The organism is Nonomuraea sp. NPDC049695 (assembly GCF_040674955.1).
GTDB lineage: Bacteria > Actinomycetota > Actinomycetes > Streptosporangiales > Streptosporangiaceae > Nonomuraea > Nonomuraea helvata.
Window position 1 is genome coordinate 18,882 of sequence record NZ_JBFANV010000038.1, and the last position, 20,311, is coordinate 39,192.

Genomic DNA, 20,311 nt, shown 5'->3' on the forward strand with positions numbered 1-20,311 from the left:
GCGAACATTCGGCCCTGTCCCAGCATCCGAACTCTCTATCCCAAACCGCGGACCGGCCCGCCAAAATTCCCGCTGGCCACGCGGTTTTTCGCCATGGGGAGCGACTGCCCACCCACCCGCCGGCCCCGCCTGCCGCATGCGCTGTCGGTTTCGAACCCAATGAGCCGCATAGGGCACTTCGGCACCCTCTGCCTCACGAGTCGCTGAAGGCACAGCACCGGGGCCGGCGAGGCGTCGTACGGCGGCGATCGGCGCGACGCGGCTGACATGCGGGGCGCGGCGCGATGTGGCCGGCGTGCGGCGCGATGTGGCCGGCGTGCGGGCGGATCAGCGGTCGGACAACCCCCGATAGGGTTGCCCTCATGGAGCGTGACGGCGTGGAGCGCCTGCTCAGCGAGGCCGGGGCGGACAGCAGGCGGCTGAGGCACGCCCTGACCCTCCTGTGCGACGCCCGGTGGTGGACGCTGGCCGACCTCGTCAGGGAGACCGCCACGTCCAGGCGCACGATCGAGGCCCTGCTGCGCGAGCTCCGCCTGGAGCGGAGGGACGACACCTTCCGGGTCCCGCTGACCCACGTCCCCGACTACCAGGACCTCATCGCCCTGGCCCCGCCGCCGGAGGATCCGGTGGCCCACCTGCTCCCCCACTACACGCACGAGCTGGACCGGCTCAAGGACCTCGTCGCCAGGGCCCCGCGCGCCCGCCACGTGCTCGACCATGTCTCGGCCACGCCGGAGACGGTGCTCCGGCGGGCGCTGCTGCTGGGCGCCCGGTTCTGGCTGCCCGGCACGCGGCTGCTGTGCGTGGGCGACCACGACCTGACCTCGCTGGCCGTCAAACTGGTCCATCCGGAGACCGACGTCACGGTGGTCGACATCGACGAGCGCATCCTGGCCTACATCGACGACCAGCGGCTGGGCGTCCGCACCCGCTGGGCCGACCTGCGCCTCGGCCTGCCCGCCTCCGCCCGGGACCACGACCTGGCGCTCACCGACCCGCCGTACACGCCGGAGGGCACGGGCCTGTTTGTGGCGCGCGCCGCCGAGGCCGTCAAGGACGACGGCCGCATCCTGCTCGCGTACGGCGCCAGCGAACGCACCCCGATGCTGGCGTTCAAGGTCCAGCAGGCCCTGGCGGACCTCAACCTCGCCTACGAGGCCATTTATCCCGACTTCAACCGATACTTCGGGGCAGAGGCCATCGGTTCCGCCGCCGACCTGTACATCCTCCGCCCTACCACCAAGACCCGCCCGGCCGTGACGTCCCGTCTGAGCCGTCAAACCACCGCCATCTACACGCAGGGCCCACAAGCGGTCGAAAGCTCCCAGAGCGCGCTCTCAGCGCCGGTGGAGGCCCTTCAGGGCTTCGACCCCGAGCTGCTGGTCGGCGACTGGCCCAAGGAGCTCACCACGCCGCGGGCACGGCTCTCGACCTGGCTCTCCAAGCCGTACGCCGCCGCCCCGGACCGCGTGGCCGTGGCCCTGCCACCCGGCCTCGAGGCCGCCCTCCCGCGCCTTCTCCTGGCGACCCGCGCCTCCCACGTCCGCGTCGTGGGGTCCGGCCTTCCGTCCCTGCCTGACGTGCTGTCCACCGTCTACAAACTGAGCGCCGCCGGCGGCGTCCTCGATGCCGTACGCCTGCCGCAGCCGGACGGCGAGGCGGCCTCGGTGCTGCGCAGGATCCTGGACAACGGGCACGCCAAGCTGGCCAACACCTGGCGCGAGGCCCTCATCGCGGTGGCCCGCGCCCAGGGGGCGACCCTGACCAAGAACGAGGCCCGCACCCTCATCGGCGAGGCGGCCCCGTGGGCGGAGGGCCTGACCCCGCTGGAGGCCCCGCTCCACCGCCTGTCCAGCCTGCCGGAGGCCGTCACCGAGACCGTCACCGCCCTGACGAGGACCACCTGACCTCCACCCATAACGGGGCCTGCCGGGCAACCGCTGGGGCAGGACTGCCGGTGAGGGTCCGGCCGACGCCGGGGTCAGGCCGTCATGGGGGTCAGGCGGCACTGAGGTCAGGCCGCTGCCGGGGTCAAGCTGCTGCCGACGCCTGGCCGCTGCCGGGGTCAGACCGTTGCCAAGGTCAGGCCGTTGCCAAGGTGGGGCCGGCCGCCGAGGCCAGACGCCGTCGCCGGGCTCGTTCAGGTCGCGGCCACGACCCGGTTCTGGACCACCCGTCCGAGCCCGTCGAGCGCCACGAGGGCAGCGATCAGGTCCTGGTCGGACGCCGTCCCTCCGACCCAGCTCACGGTCACGTAGTGGCCCATGGCCCGCGCCTGGGCCCGGCTGCGGGCGACCTCGAACACGGCGTCCTGCCGTACGAACCCGTCCTTGTCCAGCGCCGACACCAGCGCGTCGGCCGCCCGCCCGTCGCTCATGTTGAAGATGAGGAACTGGCCCGACACCGTGCTCCCCTTGTACGTGGCCTGGAGCGCCTGCGTGCACCCCGTGGCGGAGGTGCCCCAGAGGACCTCGTCACAGTCGGCGAGCTGCCGCGTGGAGCCCAGGCGCATGGTGCCGAGGGCCTGGGTGGCAGGGGTGAAGACCTCGTTCAGGGTCAGGGGTGCGGCGTCGTGCCGGCGGGTGTCGATGGCGGTGTAGAAGGCGGAGGTGCGCTCGGCGTGGAAGCTGGCGGGCCTGGGCTCGTCGCGACGCAGCCACAACCAGCCGCCTACGGCGATGACGGCCACGCCGACGACCACGGCGGTGATGGCGACACGACGCGACATCAGCGGACCACCCCCATGGCCGGAACCGGCCCGCGCGGCCCGATGACCGGAACAAGATGCCGCAGCACGGTGACCAGAACCCGCTCGCACGGCACGGCGGCGGGAGCCGGCTCAAGCAGCGCGCCGAACGGAACCGGCCCGCGCGGCACGCTGACCGGAACCGGCCCGCGCGGCACGGCGGCGGGAACCGGCTCAGGCCGGGCGCCGAACGGAACCGGCTCGGGCGGCACGTCGGCCGGAACCGGCCCGCACGGCACGGCGATCGCGGGCAGATGGCGTGACATGGCGATCGGAATCAGATGGCTTGGCGTCAAGAGGATGGTCCTGTGATCGAGACGACGCGGCGGTACACGGCCTTCTCCGCCCCGCGCAGCGCCAGCGTGAGGGAGACGTAGTCGTCCTTGGGGCCGGGCTCGGCGCCGTCGACCCTTCCGAGCCACACCAGGCCGACGTAGTGGCCGAGCGCGTAGCCGCCCGCCTCCGAGTAGCCGCCCGCGGGGAAGGCGGCCTTGGGGGATTCCAGGGGACGCATCCACCCGCCCCGGTAGAGGTTCTTCAGCGACTCGACCAGTTCGGCGGCGGACTTGCCGTCCTTGAGGTTGATCAACGTGTACTGGCCGACGTAGCGGCCGTCGGAGCTGACGTAGAGGCCGCGGGCGGCCTGAGTGCATCCAGCGTCCGACACCTGCTCGAGCAGGGTCCCTCCCCACAGCGCCGCGGAGCAGTCGGTGTCGAGTTTCTTGGCGACGAGCTTGAGCTTGAGCTTCTTGGAGACGGCGAGCTCGTTCTGGCCGAACACCTCTTTCTCGGTGAGCGCCCGCTGGTCCTTGGCCCGGTCCGTGACGGCGTCGAACAGCTTGGGTGAGCTCCAGCCCCTGAAGATGTGCGGCAGCGCCGTGTCGGGCCCGGCCACGGCGGCGCCGGGCTGACGTTCCGGGGTGTAGTTGCCGAGGGAGCTGATGACGGCCACCAACCCGCCCAGGGCCGCCAGCACGGCCACGACCGAGACGACGATCACGAGCAGCCGCTGCTGCTTCGGCCGCAGCCCCCAGTCGGTGAGCAGGGGGAGCTGCCAGTCAGAGGGCGGAGTACGCCGCCGCTTACGCGACGACTGCCCCGACTGTCCACCATCGGCCTCACCGGCGGACGCCCCACCACCGGCGCCGACACCCGAAGGGACGGCCCCAGCAGCCGAATCCCAGCCATGGACCTCATCTGCGGGATCGCCACCGCTTACTCGACCGGCCGCGCGCCGGCCACGTGACCCAGCAGCCGAACGTGCCCCCTTTGCCGCATCGGCCGAGAGACGCCCATCAACCCCGGCAGGCGAAGGCCCGTCGGCGGGACCACGACCATGGGACCCACCAGCCGAAACACCATCGGCGGCGCCTCGACCATGCGTCCCCGCGGCCGAAACGCCATCGGCCGCATCACGACCATGCGCCCCAGCACCGGGAACGCCGCCATCGGCGCCCCACCCGCCGCCATGGGCATCGTCTGCCGAGCGAGCGCGACGCGTGCGAGCAGCCCTCCGGCCACCACGGGACCCCGCCGAGCGGCCACCGTCGTCGGCGCCCGCCGAGCGGCCGCCATCGTCAGCGCCCGCCGCCGACCGGCCACCGTCGCCCGCCTCCCAGCCGCCGGCCGCGCCGACAGCCGGCCAGCTGCCGGAGGCCCGGCCACCGGCACCGTTACCCGGGCCCGCCCCGGACCAGCCGGCGCCGTCGGCACCCTGGGCGGACCAACCGGAGCTGTCGGTCCCCTGCGCTAACCAGCCACCGCTGTCCGCACCACGTCCGGACCGAGCGCCATTGTCCGCACCACGTCCGGACCGAGCGCCGCTGTCCGCACCACGTCCGGACCGGGCACCACTGTCCGCACCACGTCCGGACCAGCTCCCGCCGTCCGCATCGTGCGCGGACCAGCTCCCGCCGCCCGTACCCTGGCCGGACCAGCCGCCGCTGTCCACACCGCGGCCGGACCAGCTCCCGCCGTCCGTACCCTGCGCGGACCAGCCGCCATCGTCCGACCCGTGCCCGGGGCGGCTCCCCGCATCGGGCCCTTGCCCGGGTGAGTGGTGGGTGCCCCGCGAGTGTCCCGCGCCGTCAGGGCTCGGAGAAGGTCTGCCGTGCGACCCGGAGCCGCCTCGTCTGCGGGCCATCACACGCCCGCCGCACCGATGAGGTTGCCGACGCCGAACGTGACCGCCGCCGCGACCCCGCCCACCGCGAGCTGCCGCAGCCCCGAGAACCACCAGCTGCGCGCCGTCACGGCCGACACCACCGCGCCCGCCGCGAACAGCGCCAGGCAGGACACCACCGCGGAGAACACCAGCTCCCGGGCTCCGAGCACGTACGGCAACAGCGGCAGCACCGCCCCCACGCTGAACGACAGGAACGACGACACCGCCGCCACCATCGGCGAGGGCAGCTCGCCCGGGGCGACGCCCAGCTCGTTGCGGGCGTGGACCTCCAGCGCGCGGTCGGGGTTGCGGGAGATCTGCCTGGCCACCTCGGCGGCCAGCTCAGGGGCCACGCCCTTGTCGACGAAGGTCTCCGCCAGCTCCGCCTGCTCGTCGTCGGGGTGGCGGGCCAGCTCGCGCCGCTCCACGGCGATCTCCGCCTGGGCCAGCTCGCGCTGGCTGGCCACCGAGACGTACTCGCCGCCCGCCATGGACAGCGCCCCGGCGGCGAGCCCGGCCACGCCCCCGAGGGCGATGACCTTCGTGTTGGCCGTGCCGCCCGCGACACCCGCGATGAGCGCGAAGTTCGACACCAGGCCGTCCATCGCGCCGAACACCGAGGGCCGCAACCAGCCCCCGGTGACGTCGCGATGCTGGTGGTGGATCTCCGCGCGACCACTCATCGAGGGTTCTTCTCCTTCGTCACGACTTCGCCGTCAGAGTCGGAGGCCTCCGCAGCGACCTCGCTCTCGGAGGCGTCCGTCGCCGCGTCCTCCGTTGCGGAGGAGGCATCCTTCTCAGGAGCCTTCGAGGGCTCGGTCTCGGAGGCGGGCTCCGATGTCGCGCCGTCGGGCGTGTCGTCGGGCGTGTCGTCCTCCGCCTGCCGTTCGTCCTCCGACCCATCCTCCTCCGACCGGTCGGCAGCCGAGACGTCGGCCTCCGAATCGCCGTCCTCCGGCGTACCGGCCGCCTCGCCGCTCTGGTCGGCCGAGAGCACGACCTCCGCGCCGTCGCGGTTTCTGGCCAGCCAGAAGTACGCCAGCGCCGCCACGAACACCACGATCGAGGTCCACTGGTTGAGCCGCAGCCCGAGGAGGGTGACCGCGTGGTCCACCCCGCCGACCGGGTCGATGCGCAGCCCCTCGATCCAGAAGCGGCCCAGCGTGTAGCCCGCGACGTAGAGGGCGAACAGCCGCCCGTGGTGCAGCGCGAAGCGCCGCCCCGCGAACAGGAGCGCGAAGCCGAGCGCCACGTCCCACAGCGACTCGTACAGGAAGGTCGGGTGGTAGAGGACCCCCGGCTCGCCCCCGTGGTTGGCGTCGATCTCCAGGCCCCACGGCAGCGTGGTGGGCGAGCCGTACAGCTCCTGGTTGAACCAGTTTCCCCACCGGCCGATGGCCTGGGCGAAGGCGATGCCGGGCGCCACCGTGTCGGCGACGGCGCCCATGGAGATGCCGCGCCGCCGCACGTACCACCAGACGCCGAGCGCGCCGAGCGAGATCGCGCCCCAGATGCCGAGGCCGCCCTCCCAGATGTACAGCGCCTGGATGGGCTCCTTGATCGCGCGACTGCCGAAGTAGGTCTGCCAGTCGGTGATGACGTGGTAGAGGCGGCCGCCGATCAGCCCGAAGATGACAGCGGGGACCGCGATGTCGACGATCGTCCCCTTCTGGCCACCGCGAGCGCGCCAGCGCCGCTCGCTCAGCCAGACGGCGACGATGACGCCGAGCACGATGCATAGCGCATAAGCCCGGATCGGGATTATTCCGAGATACCAGACCCCCTGAGAAGGGCTGGGAATCGAGGCAAGGGGCATGTCAGGTGAGGGTAGCGGAAGAGAGCCTACTTGGCGGCCTTGGTAATCGCCTGGCGCAGTTCTTGCGGGCTGAAGAGTGCGGAATTGTCGATTTCCGAGCCGTTCAGTTTCACCGTCGGCGTATGGGTGATCTTCTGTGCGTCGATGATCGTCTTGCTGAACGAGAGCTGCGCGTCCGCGTTCTTCTCCGAGGTGACGCACTGGTCGAAGCCCTGCGCGGTCACTCCGGCCTCCTTGCCCCAGTTCTTCAGCTGATCGGGCGTGAAGCCCGCCTCGGTCTCCGATGGCTGGTTCTGGTAGAGCAGGTCGTGGAAGGCCATCCACTGCTTGCCGTCCGCGATGCACCGGGCGGCGCTGCCCGCGCGCACGGAGTTGGACTTGGTGGGCTCCTGCGAGAAGATCGTGATCGGGTGGTAGACGACCTTGGCCTTGCCTTCGGCGGCGAGGTTCTTGAACGTCTGGCCGCTGACCCGTTCGAGCTCCTTGCAGGCCGGGCACTGGAAGTCCTCGTAGACGTCGACCACGGGCGCGGTGACGCCCTGCTTGGCCATCACGACCGACCCGTCGGCCTGCACGGTGATCGGCGCGAGGGCGGCCGCGGCCTCCTCCGAGCGCGAGTTGCTGGCCGACCACCACCAGCCGAGCCCGACCGCCGCCACGGCGACCGCGCCGGCGGTCACGTAGGTGGCGACCCGCTTGCGCTTGTCACGGGCGCGTGCGGCCTCCTGCTGCGCCTTGATCTTCTCGCGCGCCGTCTTGGCGCTGGTGCGCTCAGCCTTGTTCATCGTCGTACTCCCCCTCATTACGATTGTCGCCCCCCAGGCCCAGAGCTCCGTCGAGCGCGTAGCGGCCTGGCGCGAAACGCGTGACCCAGCCGCCGAGCAGCACGAGCCCGAAGTCGCGCAGGATGTCGAGCAGGTATGCCGGCTCCTGTCCCACTCCCAGCTGGCCGCCGCCGCCGAAGCAGCCGCAGTCGATCCGCAGGCCGTGCGCCCAGGCCCAGGCGATGCCGAACACGAACGCGAACATGAGCAGCCCGGCGATCACCGCGGCCACCCTCGTCAGCAATCCGACGACCAGCAGCAGGCCGACGACGATCTCCAAGATCGGCAGGGCGTAGCCCACCGTGACGGCGATCGACTCGGGCAGCAGCTGGTACGCCTTGACCGCCACGACCGAGTCGGCCGGATTGCCGATCTTGAGCGCGCCCGCCGCGATCAGCACCCCGCCCAGGACCAGCCGGGCGACGGTCGTCACCCAGGGTATCGCTGAAAAGGCGCTGCGTGACGATAGTGACGCGTCCACAGGTATCTCCTCTTTCTCTGTGCCGGGTTGAGCCGCCATGGGCCGGGATGGGCACAGTACCGGGATCCCATATGACCACGCGGCGGATAAGCACCGACTAAGCATGGGGTTTCTTGCCGGAATTACTCAGCCAAGTTAATGTTTACTCATGCCAGTAACAGTCACCGGCACCGCCAGGCGCGCGCAGATCGTGGACGCGACCATCGCGACGATCGCCGAGCTCGGCTACCAGCAGGCGTCGTTCGCCCGGATCGCCGAGCGCGCCAGGCTCAGCAGCACGCGCCTGATCTCGTACCACTTCGACGGCAAGGACGAGCTCATCGGCCAGGTTCTCGGCACGATCTACGGGAAGCTGTCGGCGTTCATGAGCGAGCGGGTGAGCGCCCAGCGCACGCCCGGCGCGGCGCTGGAGACGTACATCCGCTCGCTGGTGGAGTACATCAGCGAACACCGCGCGGAGATGCGCGTGGCCACGGAGATCTTCCTCAACTTCCACCCGGAGGGCGGCTTGTCGGCGCGGGAGGCGGCCACCGACCTGTCGGTGCTCTCCCACGTCGAACGGCTGCTGGCCTGGGGGCAGGAGACCGGCGAGTTCGGCGCGTTCAACGTACGGGTGACCGCGATGGCGATCCAGCGCTCGCTCGACGGGCTGCCGTTCCTGCTCGAGGCCGACCCGGACGCCGACCTGCCCGAGTACGGCGACGAGCTGGCCGGGCTGTTCGCCCGCGCCGTCAAGGCATGAGCGCCCGGCTCAGGGGCCTGCTCACCATCGCGGTGGACATCGGGCTCCCCATCGGCCTCTATTACGTGCTGCGCGCCTTAGGCACCGGCTACCAGAGCGCGCTGCTGATCAGCTCGATCGTCCCGGGCGTGAGCGTCGCGTCCGACCTCGTACGCCGCCGCCGCCCCGACCGCCTGGGCATGTTCATGACGGCCATGATGCTGACCAGCGCGCTGGTCTCCCTGCTCGTCCACGACACGCGGTTCCTGCTGGCCAAGGACGGCTGGTTCATGGCGGTGGCCGGCGTGTGGTTCCTGGCCGGCGCGCGCGGCGAGCGGCCGCTGGCGTTCGTGTTCACCCGCTTCCTGCTGGAGGGCCGGGTCGGGCCGAACCGCGAGTCGTGGGACGTGCTGTGGGAGCGGCTGCCGGCCTTCCGCAGGATCTGGCGGGTGGTCACGGTCATCTACGGCACGGGCCTGCTGGTGGACGCCGCCGTGCGGGTCGTCATGGCCTACACGCTGCCGGTGGACGTCGTCCCGGGGCTCAGCGGCGTGCAGTACGGCGTCTGGCTGGCGCTGATGCAGGTCGTCGTCAACGTTTACCTGGTGCCCACCGGCCTCTACAACCGCTACTCCAAGCTCTACGCCGGCCTTCGCGACGACCTCAGCCGCACCTGAACCTGGCCTCACCCCAATCCGCGTGGTCGTTGCCGTTGCCGTCACCGCCGTCACCGGCCACGAGGTCCACGAACCGGGCGCCGGACACGTCGGCGCTCAGCTCGTACGCCTCGTCTGCGGCCCTCAGCACGGGGCTGCGCGCCTTCTCCACACCGTCGGCCACCACGCTGAACTGCACGGACCCCCGCGTGGCCTGCACATCGTCAACCCCCACGAACGCCGTGAAACCCGTACACGCGCCCTTCAGGTAGAAACGCACTTTCGCGGGAGCATGCGTGCCGAGCCCCTTGGCGAACGTCCGCCCGCCGATGACGATCGGCCCGCCGTCGGCCTCCCCGGTGTCGCCGTTGGACCGGTCGCGCTCGACCGGCCCCCAGCCGTTGTCGGCGCCGGCCCACTGCAGGTCGCTCGCGTAGGCGTCCCCGGTGGGCGGCGGGGGCAGCGTGCGCACCGTGGCGGAGGCGTTGAGCCGCTTGGCCGCTCCCCCTGCGGTGTACGTCGCGGTGGCGGTCACCTGGTAGGAGCCGTACGCGGCGTCCGCGGGCGGCGTGACCTGCCAGGTGGTGGCCAGCTTCCCACCGGGCTCCACCGTGCCGGTCCCGTCGCCGCTGACCGCCCACCCGTCCGGTACGCCCAGCGTCACGCGCACGTCCGCGGCCGCCACGTCCTCGAGGTTCGTGAACGTGGTGACGACCTCGTTCGCCACCCCCTGCTCGAGAACGGCGGCGGGCGCCACGTCCAAGGTCCCGCAGGCGGCGGCGTCCTGCGCCGGGCCGAGGTCGGTCACGGAGAAGTCGTCGAGGATGAAGTCGGCCCCGGCCTGCTCGGGCTTGAGCGAGCGCAGGCCGACCCACACGTCGCCGCACCCGCCTGTCACGCGCTCGGTGAACGTGGCGGTGGCGCGCCGCTCGGGGATCGGCGTGCGCCGCGTCTCGACGCCGGCGCCGCCCTTGTCGTAGCCGGTCACCCACTCGTAGGTGTCCGCCTGCGCGTTCTGGTAGCGGAACGACACCTCGTACGCGTGCCCCGCCTCGAACCGCGCCGTCCACGGCAGCGTGCGGTAGATCAGCCCCTGCCGCTCCTCGTGCGCCTTCAGCGACCAGTTCCCCTCCAGCACGTCGTCGACCGTCTTGCCGTTCCACCCCGCCTGCGTGTACGGCTCGTGCCGCTCCGACAGGTGCGTGCGCGCGTCGAACGACCCGCCCGCGTCGCCCTTCACGAACGGCCCCCAGCCGGGCTCGGCCGACTCGAACGTCTCCACCGCTCCCTCCGGCTCCCGCCGGAACAGCCGCACGTCGTCCACCCGCACGTCCCCGTCGGCGGCGGCGGCCGTGATCCGCAGCGTGGCCGACTCACCCGGGGCCGTGAACGTCACCTTGGCCCGCTGGAAGAAGGTGTCGTGCTTCTCGTCGGAGGCGATGTAGTTCCTGGCCGTGGATCTGCTGACGGTCACCGACCGCCCGGCCACCTCCAGGGTGGTCTCACGGGTCTTCCCCGGCTGGACCTCGACGAACGCGGAGGCGGTGTACGTACGGCCCGGCTCCAGGCCCCTCAGCCGCTGCTCGAGCCGCGCCCGCGCCCCGCCGCCGAGCAGCGCCACCCGCTGGCCCAGGTCGTTCTTCTGGACGCTCACCGGGCCCGTGACGGTCCAGCCGGCGAGCCGGTCACCGTTGAAGCCGGGGTCGCGCACGCCGCTGCCCTGCCCCCAGTCCGGAGCGGCCTGCTCGGGCGCCCTGCCGGGGTAGAGCACGTACGGCACGCCCGCCTCCGCGCGTAACGTGATCCGGCCGTTGACCGGGGTGACCGTGCCCGTCTTGACGCGGCCCTGGTCGGTGAGCCTGTAGACGGTCATCGGGCGGTCGGCGTCCCAGGTGGTGTCTCCTCCGGCCGGGTTGTAGTGGTAGTACTTGCCCTGCCACGGCAGCAGGTACGTGGACCCGTCGAGCACCTTGTGCCCGCCGGCGAACAGCTCGCGCTTCCCGTTCCGGTACGTGCCGCGCACGCCCCCGCTGAAGACGATCTCGTCCGCGTTCCAGTCCATGATCTTGTAGTGCTGCAGGTACTTGACCGGCAGGTTGTGCTCCCAGATGTTGCGGTAGAACGCGGTGAAGTCGTTCTTCGCCTGCCAGCCCTCGAACTCGACGATGCGGGCGTTGCCGAGGATGGGGTCGGCGTTCCAGACGTCCTTCTCGTCGTTGCGGATGAACCGGATGATCTGCGAGTTCAGCCCCTTGTTGGTGACTCCGCCGTAGTTGAGGTCGTTGGCCCAGTGCGACCAGAGCGACGAGCGTTCCAGCTTGTCCGACCACTCGGTGGTCACCTGCCAGCCCTGCTTGCGCAGCTCGGCCAGCGTGCGGTCGGCGACCCAGCCGTACGGCCTGAAGACGTCCACGTACAGCACCGCGAGGTTCCTGTCGGCCTCCGCGCGCAGCCGCGCGAGCCGCCGGGCGAAGGTGCCCCTGGTCAGGTCGCCGCGCTGGTCGATCAGGTACGCCTGGTCGAGCCAGTTCCAGCCCTTGGCGTCCTTGTTGACGAGCTGCTCGCTGAAGCTTCTGGCCTCGGGGTAGGACTCGGTGGCGTTGACGTGCACGCCGAACGTGGCGTTCCAGCCCTTCCCGGCCTTGAGCAGCGTGTTCAGGTCCTTCAGTCCCCCGGCGCGCCGGTTGTAGTTGCCGCCGTAGTCGGGGTGGGCCGAGTCGTGGCCCTCCGACTGGTAGCCCTTGAGCAGCGCGAGCTGGCCGAGGCCGTCGGTGGCCAGCGAGATGCGCTTGACGTCGTCGAGCGTGCGCAGGAACGGGTGCGTGGCCTGGCTGGAGAAGTTGAACGGGATGTGCGTGACCACGCGGTCCCTGGTCTGCTCGGCGCCGGGCGGTTCGACGGCGATGTCCCTGAACGCCACCGCGCCGTCCTGCCAGTCGAGCGTCCCGTCGCCGTTGGCGTCCGGGGTGACCACGACCTTGGCCCAGGGCGGCTCCTCGGTGAACGGCGAGCCGTCCGCGCGGTGCGTCCACTGCCCGCTCCACACGCCCACCGTGACGGTGCCGCCGGCGTCCTTCCTGGCCTGGTGCCAGAGCCTGGCGGCGTCCTTGTCGGTGACGCCGGAGGGCCGGTCGTAGGTGGAGTTCGACTCGACCGCCGCGGCCAGCCGGTCGGTGTTCACGATCGCGTACGTCGCCCCGACCGGACCGGCGTCGGGCGCGGTGTCCGCCGTGACCCGGGCGAAGACGTCGGCAGTGCGGGTCGAGTTGGGGTCCAGCCGGGTGAACGCGGTCGCCGCGCCCGGCTGCGCGCTCGACACCGACACCAGGTCGTGGCCCGGCAGGTCGATCGTGTTGACGCGGAACGCCTCGGTGTCGGCCACCGAGTCGATCCTGAACGTCGTCACCCGGCCCTTCACCCCGATGCTGGCGCCCAGGACGACGCCTTCCAGGCCGGGGAAGGCCAGCCGGTAGCGCGCGGTCGCGCCGTCGTTCCCCGTCAGCGTCACGGCGGCGGTCCGCGCCTGGCCGTTGAGCACGACGGCCGGCACGCCCGTGCTGCCGCCGAGGAAAGCCCCGCCGGCCCGGTCGAGGTACCGCAGGACGCGCGGGAAGCCGGGGTCCAGCTCCACGGTGAGCGCGGGCGACGAGAGCGCGATCGGGTTCGCCACGTCCGCGGGCCTCGGCGGCGCGTTCTGCGCGGTGGGGCCGGGCGGTGGCGCGCCGGTCGTGGCCGGCTCCGGGGACGACAACTCGTACGTGGGCGCGGGTGTGGGAGTGGGCGTTGGCCTCGGGTCGGCGGACGCCGGGGCGGCCGTGACCCCGGCGAGGAGTGGAGCCGTCAGTGCGAGGGCTGCCGCGATGACGACGGGACTGGGACGCATAGGGGTCCTTTCGGGTCATGCGTCACACCGCTCGGGGATTCGATCATCACCCGTGACGGACCGCACGCCAAGGACTTAAGCGCCAGAACCTTACGCTAATCCCGAAATTTCGTCATACGGACGGTAAATATCCCTTTGTGCCTTACCGGCGTACGGCCTGCGCCATGTCGCCGGCCAGCTGGCCGATGGAGGCCCGGCCCGCGGCCTCGTCGGGCGCGTCGAGGATGCGCCGGATGAACGCCGACCCCACGATCACCCCGTCGGCGTAGGCCGCCACCTCGGCCGCCTGCGCCCCCGTGCCGACCCCGAGGCCCACGCACACCGGCAGGTCCGTGTGCGCGCGGGTCCGCTGGACCAGGCCCTCGGCGGCGGAGTTGACCGACTCCCTGGCGCCGGTGACGCCCATCAGCGAGGCCGCGTACACGAAGCCCGTGCAGCAGTCGACGACGGCCTTGATGCGCTGCTCCGTGGAGCTCGGCGCCACCAGGAACACCGTGTCGATGCCCGCGCCGGCCGAGGCGGCCCGCCACGGCTCCGACTCCTCCGGCGTCAGGTCGGGCGTGATCGTGCCCACGCCGCCGGCGTTGGCCAGGTCGCGGGCGAACCGCTCGGCGCCGTACTTGTCGATCGGGTTCCAGTACGTCATGACGAGCGTGGCGGCGCCGGTGGCGGCGACGCCCTCGACCGTGCGCAGCACGTCGGCGATGCGCGTGCCGTTGATCAGCGACCTGTGCACCGCGTCCTGGATCGTCGGCCCGTCCATGAGCGGGTCGGAGTAGGGCAGGCCGATCTCGATGACGTCGCAGCCGGCCTCGACCAGGGCCGCGGCGGCGGCGACGTCGCCGCCCTTGGAGGGGAAGCCCGCGGGCAGGTAGCCGACGAGCGCGGCCCGGTTGTCCGCCTTCGCCTTGGCGAAAACCGTCTGAAGAGTCGTCATGTCTGTCCGTTCCGAAGGTCGAGTCTCACCATGATGCCCTGCCGCCCCTCTGGGAGGGGGCGCGCTGGGCGGCCCGGCGCAGGCCGTCGCGGTCTACAGGTTGAAGTACTTCATGGCCGTGCCCATGTCCTTGTCGCCGCGCCCCGAGAGGTTGACCAGGATGGTCGCCTCGGGACCGAGCTCGCGGCCGAGCTCGAGGGCGCCCGCCAGGGCGTGGGAGGACTCGATGGCCGGGATGATGCCCTCGGTCCTGGCCAGCAGCGAGAACGCGGCCATCGCCTCGTCGTCGGTGACGCCGTGGTAGGTGGCGCGGCCGGAGTCCTTCAGCCAGGCGTGCTCGGGGCCGACGCCCGGGTAGTCGAGGCCGGCCGAGATCGAGTGGGACTCGATGGTCTGGCCCTCGTCGTCCTGCAGCACGTAGGTGCGCGAGCCGTGCAGCACGCCGACCGAGCCCGAGGTGAGCGTCAGCGCGTGCTCGCCGGTCTCCAGGCCGCGCCCGGCGGCCTCGTAGCCGTGCAGCTGGACGCCCTCGTCGCCGAGGAAGGCGTGGAAGATGCCGATGGCGTTGCTGCCGCCACCGACCGCCGCGCACACCGCGTCGGGCAGGCTGCCGGTCAGCTCCAGCATCTGGCGGCGGGCCTCGACGCCGATGATGCGGGCGAAGTCGCGCACGATCTCGGGGAAAGGGTGGGGCCCCGCGACGGTGCCGAACAGGTAGTGGGTGGTGTCGACGTTGGTCACCCAGTCGCGGAACGCCTCGTTGATGGCGTCCTTCAGCGTCTGGGAGCCGTTGGTCACCGGCACCACCTTGGCGCCGAGCAGCTTCATCCTGGCGACGTTGAGCGCCTGGCGCTCGCAGTCGACCGCGCCCATGTAGATCACGCACTCCAGGCCGAGCAGGGCGGCCGCGGTGGCGGTGGCCACGCCGTGCTGGCCTGCGCCGGTCTCGGCGATCACGCGCTTCTTGCCCAGCCGCTTGGTCAGCAGGGCCTGGCCGAGCACGTTGTTGATCTTGTGGGCGCCGGTGTGGGTGAGGTCCTCGCGCTTGAGGATGATCCGCGCGCCGCCGGCCTGCTCGCTGAAGCGCGGCACGTCGGTCAGCGTGGTCGGCCGCCCCGCGTACGTGCGCAGCAGGTGATCGAACTCGCGGATGAACTCCGCGTCGTTCTTGGCCTTCTCGTAGACCGCGGCCACCTCGTCGAGCGCCGGGATGAGCGCCTCGGGCACGAACCGGCCGCCGAAAATGCCGAACTTGCCGTGCACGTCGGGGTCGTCGCCGTGCGCGCCGTTGCCCGCCAGGTCGGCGGAGGTCAGGATGGAGCCTTCGTGTGCCACTGCTATCCCTCTGCTGAGTGGTCGGGGCGCGTCGATGGATGGGCACCGGCGGTCACCAGCGCCTCCACCGCCTTGCGCGGATCCTTGCCGGTGACCAGGCTCTCTCCCACCAGGACGGCGTCGGCGCCAGCCCTGGCGTAGGCGAGCAGGTCGTGCGGGCCGCGCACGCCCGACTCGGCGATCTTGATCACGTTGTCGGGGATCTTCGGCGCCAGCTTCGTGAAGACCTCACGGTCGACCTCGAGTGTCTTCAGATTGCGCGCGTTGATCCCGATGACCCGGGCGCCGGCGGCGACCGCCCGCTCGAGCTCCTCCTCGGTGTGCACCTCGACCAGCGGGGTGAGCCCGATCGACTCGGCCCGCTCGATCAGCGACACGAGCGCCTCCTGCTCCAGGCAGACGACCATCAGCAGCGCCAGGTCGGCGCCGTGGGCCCTGGCCTCCCAGAGCTGGTAGGAGGTGAGGATGAAGTCTTTACGCAGGATCGGGATGTCGACCCGGGCGCGGACCGCCGCCAGGTCGTCGAGGCTGCCGCCGAACTTGCGCCGCTCGGTCAGCACGCTGATGACGTGAGCGCCACCCTCTTCGTAGTCGGCCGCCAGCGCCGCGGGGTCGGCGATCGCGGCGAGCGCGCCCTTGGACGGGCTGGACCGCTTCACCTCGGCGATCACCGAGATCCTGTCACCGCCGAGCGCGGCCATCGCGTCCCTGGGGGCCTGGGCCCGCTCGGCCTGCCGCTTGAGCTCGTCCAGGGACACGGCCTGCTGACGGGCGGCCAGGTCGGCGCGCACCCCGTCGAGGATGTCGTCGAGGACACTCGGCCCTTCCGTCGGCTCACTCACGCGATTGGGGTCCCTCCGGTCGACAGTGGGGGCGGCGGAGAGTTCGCGTCGCGTCCGCTCTCTGCCTTGTCCTGCGATGGTATCGGCCCGCGTGGGGTCACCTCACCACAGGCCCCCGAAGTAGGCAGGACCTAGGGAGCGAGGAACGCCCCGAAAGGCAGGTTTCGGACGACCCAGTAGACCATGATGAGGGCGATGAAGGCCCACAGCCACGCCGGATGGGCGAGCGTGGTGCGTCTCGGCCGGCCCTGCCAGGCGCGCACGACCCATCTCCCCCACCAGAACAGCAGGAACGGGATCGTGGCCACCGCGAGAGGGTTCATCCCGAGTGCGGTGACGGGGTCGAGGTGGGCCAGCGCGTGAATGGTGCGCAGCGTGCCGCAGCCCGGGCAGTAGAGACCGGTGATCCAGAGGAACGGGCAGGTCGGGTAGTGGCCGGGCTGGTTGGGGTCCACCACGCCGACGAACGCGAACAGGGCGCCCGTCGCGCCCGCAACACCGAGCGGCGCGAGCAGCCCTTTGAGGCGGGCCGTGCCACGCCGCTCGGTGGTTGCGATGCTCATGCTCCCAGTATCCGCCTTCCGGCTCAGTAGGTCGTGTTGGGAACGCTGGACGCCAGGATGACGAACATCACGACGTAGAAGATGATCACCAGGACCCACCAGATGATGCCCGCGATCAGGCTCCGCTTCCACCAGGTCTTCGCCTCTTCGGACGCCTGCACGGCGCCCTGGTAGTCGCCGATCTGCCACTTCGAGTTGACCTGCGACGACTTCACGATCGCCACGATGCCCAGCGGGAGGCAGCAGAACAGGGTGGTGATGATGGCCCAGACCAGGTGGTTCTCCGGCGGGGTCCCCCCGGCGGGAGGCTGCCCGTAGCCGCCGCCGTAACCACCGCCGCTGGGGGGCTGCTGGCCGTAACCACCGCCATAGCCGCCACCGCTCGGGGGCTGCTCGCCGTAGCCGCCCTGGCCGTAGCCGCCACCGCTCGGGGGCTGCTGACCATAACCGCCGCCACCGCTCGGCGGCTGCTGACCGTAACCGCCACCGCCGCTCGGCGGCTGCTGACCGTAACCGCCACCGCCGCTGGGGGGCTGCTGGCCGTAGCCGCCGCCGTAACCGCCACCACCGCTCGGGGGCTGCTGGCCGTAGCCGCCGCCCGGCGGCTGGCCGCCGTAACCGCCGTCGCCCTGGTTGCCGTAACTCATGCTAATGACCCCTTATGTCGTCATCTTCGTGGTGAGTCGCGCGGCAGCCTAGCGAGAATGCATCTCTTACGTGGAGAAACGTCCATCTTGCGGACAACTCGTAATCGGACCGCAAGCGGCTCGTCACGGTCCGGCTACGTACAGGCCCCGTTACGGACGGGTCAGTAGTCGTACGAGGACGACGTGGCGGCGGCGCTGAGTCCGATGAGGGACAGCAGCATCCCGCCGAAGATGATCCAGCCGATGACCCAGAGCACGACGGTGATGTACGAGGTGACCAGACCGCCGACGGCCATGCCGGAGCCCTCCTCGCCGGTCTTCTTGATCCGGTTGAGCGCGATGTGGCCGAGGATCACGCCCGGGACGCTGGTCAGGCCGCAGAAGATCAGGCCGACGATGCCCAGGACGAGCGAGGCCACCGCCATGCCGTTGGTCGACTTGGCCTGCTGGGGCGGCGGGCCGTACTGGCCGTAGCCCTGCTGGCCGTAGCCGCCGTAGCTCGGGGGCTGCTGGCCGTAACCGCCGCCGCTGGGCGGCTGCTGGCCGTAGCCGAGCTCCTGCGGATAGCTGGGGGGCTGCTCCCCGTAGCCGCCCTGGCCGTAGCCGCCGCTGCTCGGCGGCTGCTGGCCGTAACCGCCGCCGCCGGGCGGCTGCTGGCCGTAGCTGGGAGGCTGCTGGCCATACCCGCCGCCCCCGCTCGGCGGCTGCTGGCCATAGCCGCCGCCCCCGGCGGGAGGCTGCTGGCCGTATCCGCCGCCGGGTGGCTGCGCGCCGTAGCCGCCGCTACCGCCCTGATCCCCGTAGCTCATGCGTTTGGCTCCTCAAGTGTTCGTGGCGAGTTGCAACGGCAGCTTATTGAGGAAACGTTTGCCAAGCAGACACAGGTTCAAAACAGTAAAGAAATCGTCATAGCGCGTGAGGCCCGGCACGCCAGGCCATCCGGGCTCGCAGGGGCCGCGGGGCCCTCAGCTGAGCTCGGCCCTGGGGCGGGGTCAGCGGGAGTCTGTGGGGTCGTCGCCGCGGTCGAGCGCGTCCCAGAGCGCCCTGTCGTCCTGGGCGCGGGCTCGGGCCTTGTCCGCGGTCCTGTCGTAGCGTGCCGACATCCCCGCCCACGTGCCGCCGCGTACGACGGCCAGTATCCCGCCGGCGATCATCAGGGCCGCGCCGACGGCGGCGACGGTCGGCCAGAGCGGCGTGACCTCCCAGGGGAGGCCGGCGACGCCATGCAGCACGTTGCGTTCGCGCAGCCAGCCGTCCACGGTGTCGCCGCTCAGCGCCGTCCATGTCCCGGCCGCCGCGCCCACCCCGCACAGGGCGATCAGCGCGCCGACGACGCGCCGCCCCGCGCCCTTGGTCGCCAGCACGGCCACGATGCCGGCCAGCCCGGCCAGTGCCACGGGCGTCAGCACGGGGCTGAGGTCCCCGCCGGTGGGCGCGCTCGCGCCTGTCTGCCCCAGGAGCCGCACCCAGGCGCGGCTCGCGGCGAACAGCACGAGCACGCATCCCAGGGCGGTCGCCCCGACCCAGCCCCACAGCTCTCTGTGCCCCATCCGAACCTGCTAACCGAGCGCGATCTCGAGCTGGTCGGCGTCGAAGCACGTGCGGTCCCCGGTGTGGCACGCGGCGCCGACCTGGTCGACCTTGAGGAGGACGGCGTCGCCGTCGCAGTCGAGCGCCACGGACTTGACGTGCTGGACGTTGCCGGAGGTGTCGCCCTTCACCCAGAACTCGGCGCGGCTGCGGGACCAGTAGGTGGCCCTGCCGGTGGTCAGCGTCCGATGCAGCGCCTCGTCGTTCATCCAGGCCAGCATGAGCACCTCGCCGGTGTCGTACTGCTGGACGATCGCGGCGACGAGGCCGTCGGGGTTGCGCTTCAACCGCGCGGCCACCTTGGGATCGAGGGACATGCCTCCATTCAACCAGCCCACCCCTGCGCCCCGACCACCACCGCATCCCGTCCCGCCCACCAGGCCCTGCCGACCCGCCGGCACCGCCTGCGCGCCGCGCACGTTGTGCCGGACACCGCCGCACCACGTCCCGCCGACCCGGCGCACTCGCTCTCTCCCGCATGGGCGTGCCGCCGCGCACTCGCCCTCCCCTACGTGCTCGCCACCCCGAACTCGCCCTCCCCTATGCGCGTGCCGCCGCGCGGTCGAATGCCGCATGCGAAGCGACCGTGCCGCGCCGTCAGCGCCCGGGCGACGCTGCCACGGACCGCCGGCGGCGCGGGTCGCCCATCGCGCGCATGGCGCCGAGCACCGCCGCGCCCGGCTCGGTGCCCGGAGCCGCGCGAGCGCTGGAGCGACCCCCGCGACGTGCGCGACCGCGGGGCCGTGTCAGGCCAGGGCCTGGGAGAGGGTGTCGTAGATCGGGAACAGCGCCGCCAGATTCGTACGGCGGAGCCGTCGCAGCACCTGGCCGTCCGGCGCCACCAGGGCCATCGTGCCGTTGCGCTCGCGCAGCGTGGCCAGCAGGCGCACCAGCACCCCGAGGCCCGTCGTGTCGATGAAGGTCAGCCCCGTCAGGTCGACCACCAGCCGCGGCCTGGGCGCCGAGGCCGCCTCGTCGAGGCACTGCCTGACCTGCGACACGTTGTCCACGTCCACCTCGCCCGTCAGGCTGACCACCACGAGGTCGCCGTGTTGACGTCGCGTCATCCGCAGGAAATCCACGCCCGTGCTCCTCATGACTTCTCC

The 20,311-nt window shown here is 71.6% G+C and carries 20 protein-coding genes; 3 read left to right on the plus strand and 17 right to left on the minus strand.

What is annotated here, in order from left to right:
• The first annotated feature begins 362 nt into the window (after positions 1 to 362).
• Positions 363 to 1,907 (plus strand): bis-aminopropyl spermidine synthase family protein, encoded by a 1,545-nt coding sequence (locus AB0J64_RS29390; RefSeq protein ID WP_364033627.1) that lies wholly within the window; start codon positions 363 to 365, stop codon positions 1,905 to 1,907.
• Positions 1,908 to 2,140: 233 nt separating this feature from the next.
• Here the strand turns inward: AB0J64_RS29390 and AB0J64_RS29395 are convergent, their stop codons facing one another.
• The 7 genes from AB0J64_RS29395 to AB0J64_RS29425 all read right to left on the minus strand — a co-directional run bounded on the left by AB0J64_RS29395 (position 2,141) and on the right by AB0J64_RS29425 (position 7,983).
• On the minus strand, positions 2,141 to 2,728 hold the full coding sequence (locus AB0J64_RS29395) for a hypothetical protein (RefSeq protein WP_364033630.1): 588 nt from the start codon (positions 2,726 to 2,728) through the stop codon (positions 2,141 to 2,143).
• Entirely contained in the window at positions 2,728 to 3,012 is a 285-nt protein-coding gene (locus AB0J64_RS29400) for a hypothetical protein (RefSeq protein WP_364033633.1), read from the minus strand. Before AB0J64_RS29400 ends, AB0J64_RS29395 begins: the two co-directional genes overlap by 1 nt.
• Before the next feature lie 26 nt (positions 3,013 to 3,038).
• Complete coding sequence (locus AB0J64_RS29405) at positions 3,039 to 3,746, minus strand: hypothetical protein (protein ID WP_364033636.1); 708 nt, start codon at positions 3,744 to 3,746, stop codon at positions 3,039 to 3,041.
• A 1,142-nt stretch (positions 3,747 to 4,888) separates the two neighbouring features.
• A complete protein-coding gene (locus AB0J64_RS29410) occupies positions 4,889 to 5,593 on the minus strand; it encodes a VIT1/CCC1 transporter family protein (protein ID WP_364033639.1) in 705 nt (234 codons plus the stop codon).
• Positions 5,590 to 6,726, minus strand: a complete 1,137-nt coding sequence (lgt, locus tag AB0J64_RS29415) for a prolipoprotein diacylglyceryl transferase (protein ID WP_364033642.1) — start codon at positions 6,724 to 6,726, stop codon at positions 5,590 to 5,592. The genes AB0J64_RS29410 and lgt overlap by 4 nt, the downstream gene beginning before the upstream one ends.
• A 26-nt stretch (positions 6,727 to 6,752) precedes the next feature.
• Positions 6,753 to 7,511: a thioredoxin domain-containing protein gene (locus AB0J64_RS29420; RefSeq protein WP_364033645.1), complete on the minus strand. Its 759-nt coding sequence runs from the start codon at positions 7,509 to 7,511 to the stop codon at positions 6,753 to 6,755.
• Positions 7,498 to 7,983 (minus strand): MauE/DoxX family redox-associated membrane protein, encoded by a 486-nt coding sequence (locus AB0J64_RS29425; protein ID WP_364033648.1) that lies wholly within the window; start codon positions 7,981 to 7,983, stop codon positions 7,498 to 7,500. Before AB0J64_RS29425 ends, AB0J64_RS29420 begins: the two co-directional genes overlap by 14 nt.
• A gap of 196 nt (positions 7,984 to 8,179) precedes the next feature.
• Here AB0J64_RS29425 and AB0J64_RS29430 point away from each other — a divergent pair, with 196 nt between their 5' ends.
• Together AB0J64_RS29430 and AB0J64_RS29435 are read left to right on the plus strand one after the other, a co-directional pair.
• Positions 8,180 to 8,773, plus strand: a complete 594-nt coding sequence (locus AB0J64_RS29430) for a TetR/AcrR family transcriptional regulator (RefSeq protein ID WP_364033651.1) — start codon at positions 8,180 to 8,182, stop codon at positions 8,771 to 8,773.
• A complete protein-coding gene (locus AB0J64_RS29435; protein WP_364033654.1) occupies positions 8,770 to 9,429 on the plus strand; it encodes a VC0807 family protein in 660 nt (219 codons plus the stop codon). The genes AB0J64_RS29430 and AB0J64_RS29435 overlap by 4 nt, the downstream gene beginning before the upstream one ends.
• Here the strand turns inward: AB0J64_RS29435 and AB0J64_RS29440 are convergent.
• The 10 genes from AB0J64_RS29440 to AB0J64_RS29485 all read right to left on the minus strand — a co-directional run bounded on the left by AB0J64_RS29440 (position 9,416) and on the right by AB0J64_RS29485 (position 20,302).
• Positions 9,416 to 13,291, minus strand: a complete 3,876-nt coding sequence (locus tag AB0J64_RS29440; protein WP_364033657.1) for an endo-alpha-N-acetylgalactosaminidase family protein — start codon at positions 13,289 to 13,291, stop codon at positions 9,416 to 9,418. The two genes, AB0J64_RS29435 and AB0J64_RS29440, sit on opposite strands and share 14 nt — an antisense overlap.
• A gap of 142 nt (positions 13,292 to 13,433) precedes the next feature.
• Positions 13,434 to 14,228 (minus strand): tryptophan synthase subunit alpha, encoded by a 795-nt coding sequence (trpA, locus tag AB0J64_RS29445; protein ID WP_364033660.1) that lies wholly within the window; start codon positions 14,226 to 14,228, stop codon positions 13,434 to 13,436.
• 93 nt (positions 14,229 to 14,321) lie between these two features.
• Entirely contained in the window at positions 14,322 to 15,527 is a 1,206-nt protein-coding gene (gene trpB, locus AB0J64_RS29450) for a tryptophan synthase subunit beta (RefSeq protein WP_364033794.1), read from the minus strand.
• Between the two features lie 38 nt (positions 15,528 to 15,565).
• Complete coding sequence (trpC, locus tag AB0J64_RS29455; protein ID WP_364033663.1) at positions 15,566 to 16,405, minus strand: indole-3-glycerol phosphate synthase TrpC; 840 nt, start codon at positions 16,403 to 16,405, stop codon at positions 15,566 to 15,568.
• Between the two features lie 131 nt (positions 16,406 to 16,536).
• Positions 16,537 to 16,968, minus strand: a complete 432-nt coding sequence (locus AB0J64_RS29460; protein WP_364033666.1) for a DUF2752 domain-containing protein — start codon at positions 16,966 to 16,968, stop codon at positions 16,537 to 16,539.
• A gap of 23 nt (positions 16,969 to 16,991) precedes the next feature.
• Positions 16,992 to 17,615, minus strand: coding sequence for a CD225/dispanin family protein (locus tag AB0J64_RS29465; protein ID WP_364033668.1), 624 nt, complete (start codon positions 17,613 to 17,615; stop codon positions 16,992 to 16,994).
• Between the two features lie 161 nt (positions 17,616 to 17,776).
• Positions 17,777 to 18,424, minus strand: coding sequence for a DUF4190 domain-containing protein (locus tag AB0J64_RS29470; protein WP_364033671.1), 648 nt, complete (start codon positions 18,422 to 18,424; stop codon positions 17,777 to 17,779).
• A 183-nt stretch (positions 18,425 to 18,607) separates the two neighbouring features.
• Positions 18,608 to 19,165: a Trp biosynthesis-associated membrane protein gene (locus tag AB0J64_RS29475; protein ID WP_364033674.1), complete on the minus strand. Its 558-nt coding sequence runs from the start codon at positions 19,163 to 19,165 to the stop codon at positions 18,608 to 18,610.
• Positions 19,166 to 19,174: 9 nt separating this feature from the next.
• On the minus strand, positions 19,175 to 19,522 hold the full coding sequence (hisI, locus tag AB0J64_RS29480) for a phosphoribosyl-AMP cyclohydrolase (RefSeq protein WP_344985112.1): 348 nt from the start codon (positions 19,520 to 19,522) through the stop codon (positions 19,175 to 19,177).
• A 429-nt stretch (positions 19,523 to 19,951) separates the two neighbouring features.
• Entirely contained in the window at positions 19,952 to 20,302 is a 351-nt protein-coding gene (locus AB0J64_RS29485; RefSeq protein ID WP_364033678.1) for an STAS domain-containing protein, read from the minus strand.
• Positions 20,303 to 20,311: the final 9 nt, after the last annotated feature.

What these genes read in the sequence shown, in the direction of transcription:
- AB0J64_RS29390 (WP_364033627.1), top strand. Translation starts at nt 363, where the DNA reads ATGGAGCGTGACGGCGTGGAGCGCCTGCTCAGCGAGGCCGGGGCGGAC.
- AB0J64_RS29430 (WP_364033651.1), top strand. Translation starts at nt 8,180, where the DNA reads ATGCCAGTAACAGTCACCGGCACCGCCAGGCGCGCGCAGATCGTGGAC.
- AB0J64_RS29470 (WP_364033671.1), bottom strand. Translation starts at nt 18,424, where the DNA reads ATGAGCTACGGGGATCAGGGCGGTAGCGGCGGCTACGGCGCGCAGCCA.
- hisI (WP_344985112.1), bottom strand. Translation starts at nt 19,522, where the DNA reads ATGTCCCTCGATCCCAAGGTGGCCGCGCGGTTGAAGCGCAACCCCGAC.
- AB0J64_RS29400 (WP_364033633.1), bottom strand. Translation starts at nt 3,012, where the DNA reads ATGTCACGCCATCTGCCCGCGATCGCCGTGCCGTGCGGGCCGGTTCCG.
- AB0J64_RS29435 (WP_364033654.1), top strand. Translation starts at nt 8,770, where the DNA reads ATGAGCGCCCGGCTCAGGGGCCTGCTCACCATCGCGGTGGACATCGGG.
- AB0J64_RS29465 (WP_364033668.1), bottom strand. Translation starts at nt 17,615, where the DNA reads ATGAGTTACGGCAACCAGGGCGACGGCGGTTACGGCGGCCAGCCGCCG.
- AB0J64_RS29440 (WP_364033657.1), bottom strand. Translation starts at nt 13,291, where the DNA reads ATGCGTCCCAGTCCCGTCGTCATCGCGGCAGCCCTCGCACTGACGGCT.
- AB0J64_RS29485 (WP_364033678.1), bottom strand. Translation starts at nt 20,302, where the DNA reads ATGAGGAGCACGGGCGTGGATTTCCTGCGGATGACGCGACGTCAACAC.
- trpA (WP_364033660.1), bottom strand. Translation starts at nt 14,228, where the DNA reads ATGACGACTCTTCAGACGGTTTTCGCCAAGGCGAAGGCGGACAACCGG.
- AB0J64_RS29395 (WP_364033630.1), bottom strand. Translation starts at nt 2,728, where the DNA reads ATGTCGCGTCGTGTCGCCATCACCGCCGTGGTCGTCGGCGTGGCCGTC.
- AB0J64_RS29475 (WP_364033674.1), bottom strand. Translation starts at nt 19,165, where the DNA reads ATGGGGCACAGAGAGCTGTGGGGCTGGGTCGGGGCGACCGCCCTGGGA.
- AB0J64_RS29460 (WP_364033666.1), bottom strand. Translation starts at nt 16,968, where the DNA reads ATGAGCATCGCAACCACCGAGCGGCGTGGCACGGCCCGCCTCAAAGGG.
- AB0J64_RS29420 (WP_364033645.1), bottom strand. Translation starts at nt 7,511, where the DNA reads ATGAACAAGGCTGAGCGCACCAGCGCCAAGACGGCGCGCGAGAAGATC.
- lgt (WP_364033642.1), bottom strand. Translation starts at nt 6,726, where the DNA reads ATGCCCCTTGCCTCGATTCCCAGCCCTTCTCAGGGGGTCTGGTATCTC.
- AB0J64_RS29410 (WP_364033639.1), bottom strand. Translation starts at nt 5,593, where the DNA reads ATGAGTGGTCGCGCGGAGATCCACCACCAGCATCGCGACGTCACCGGG.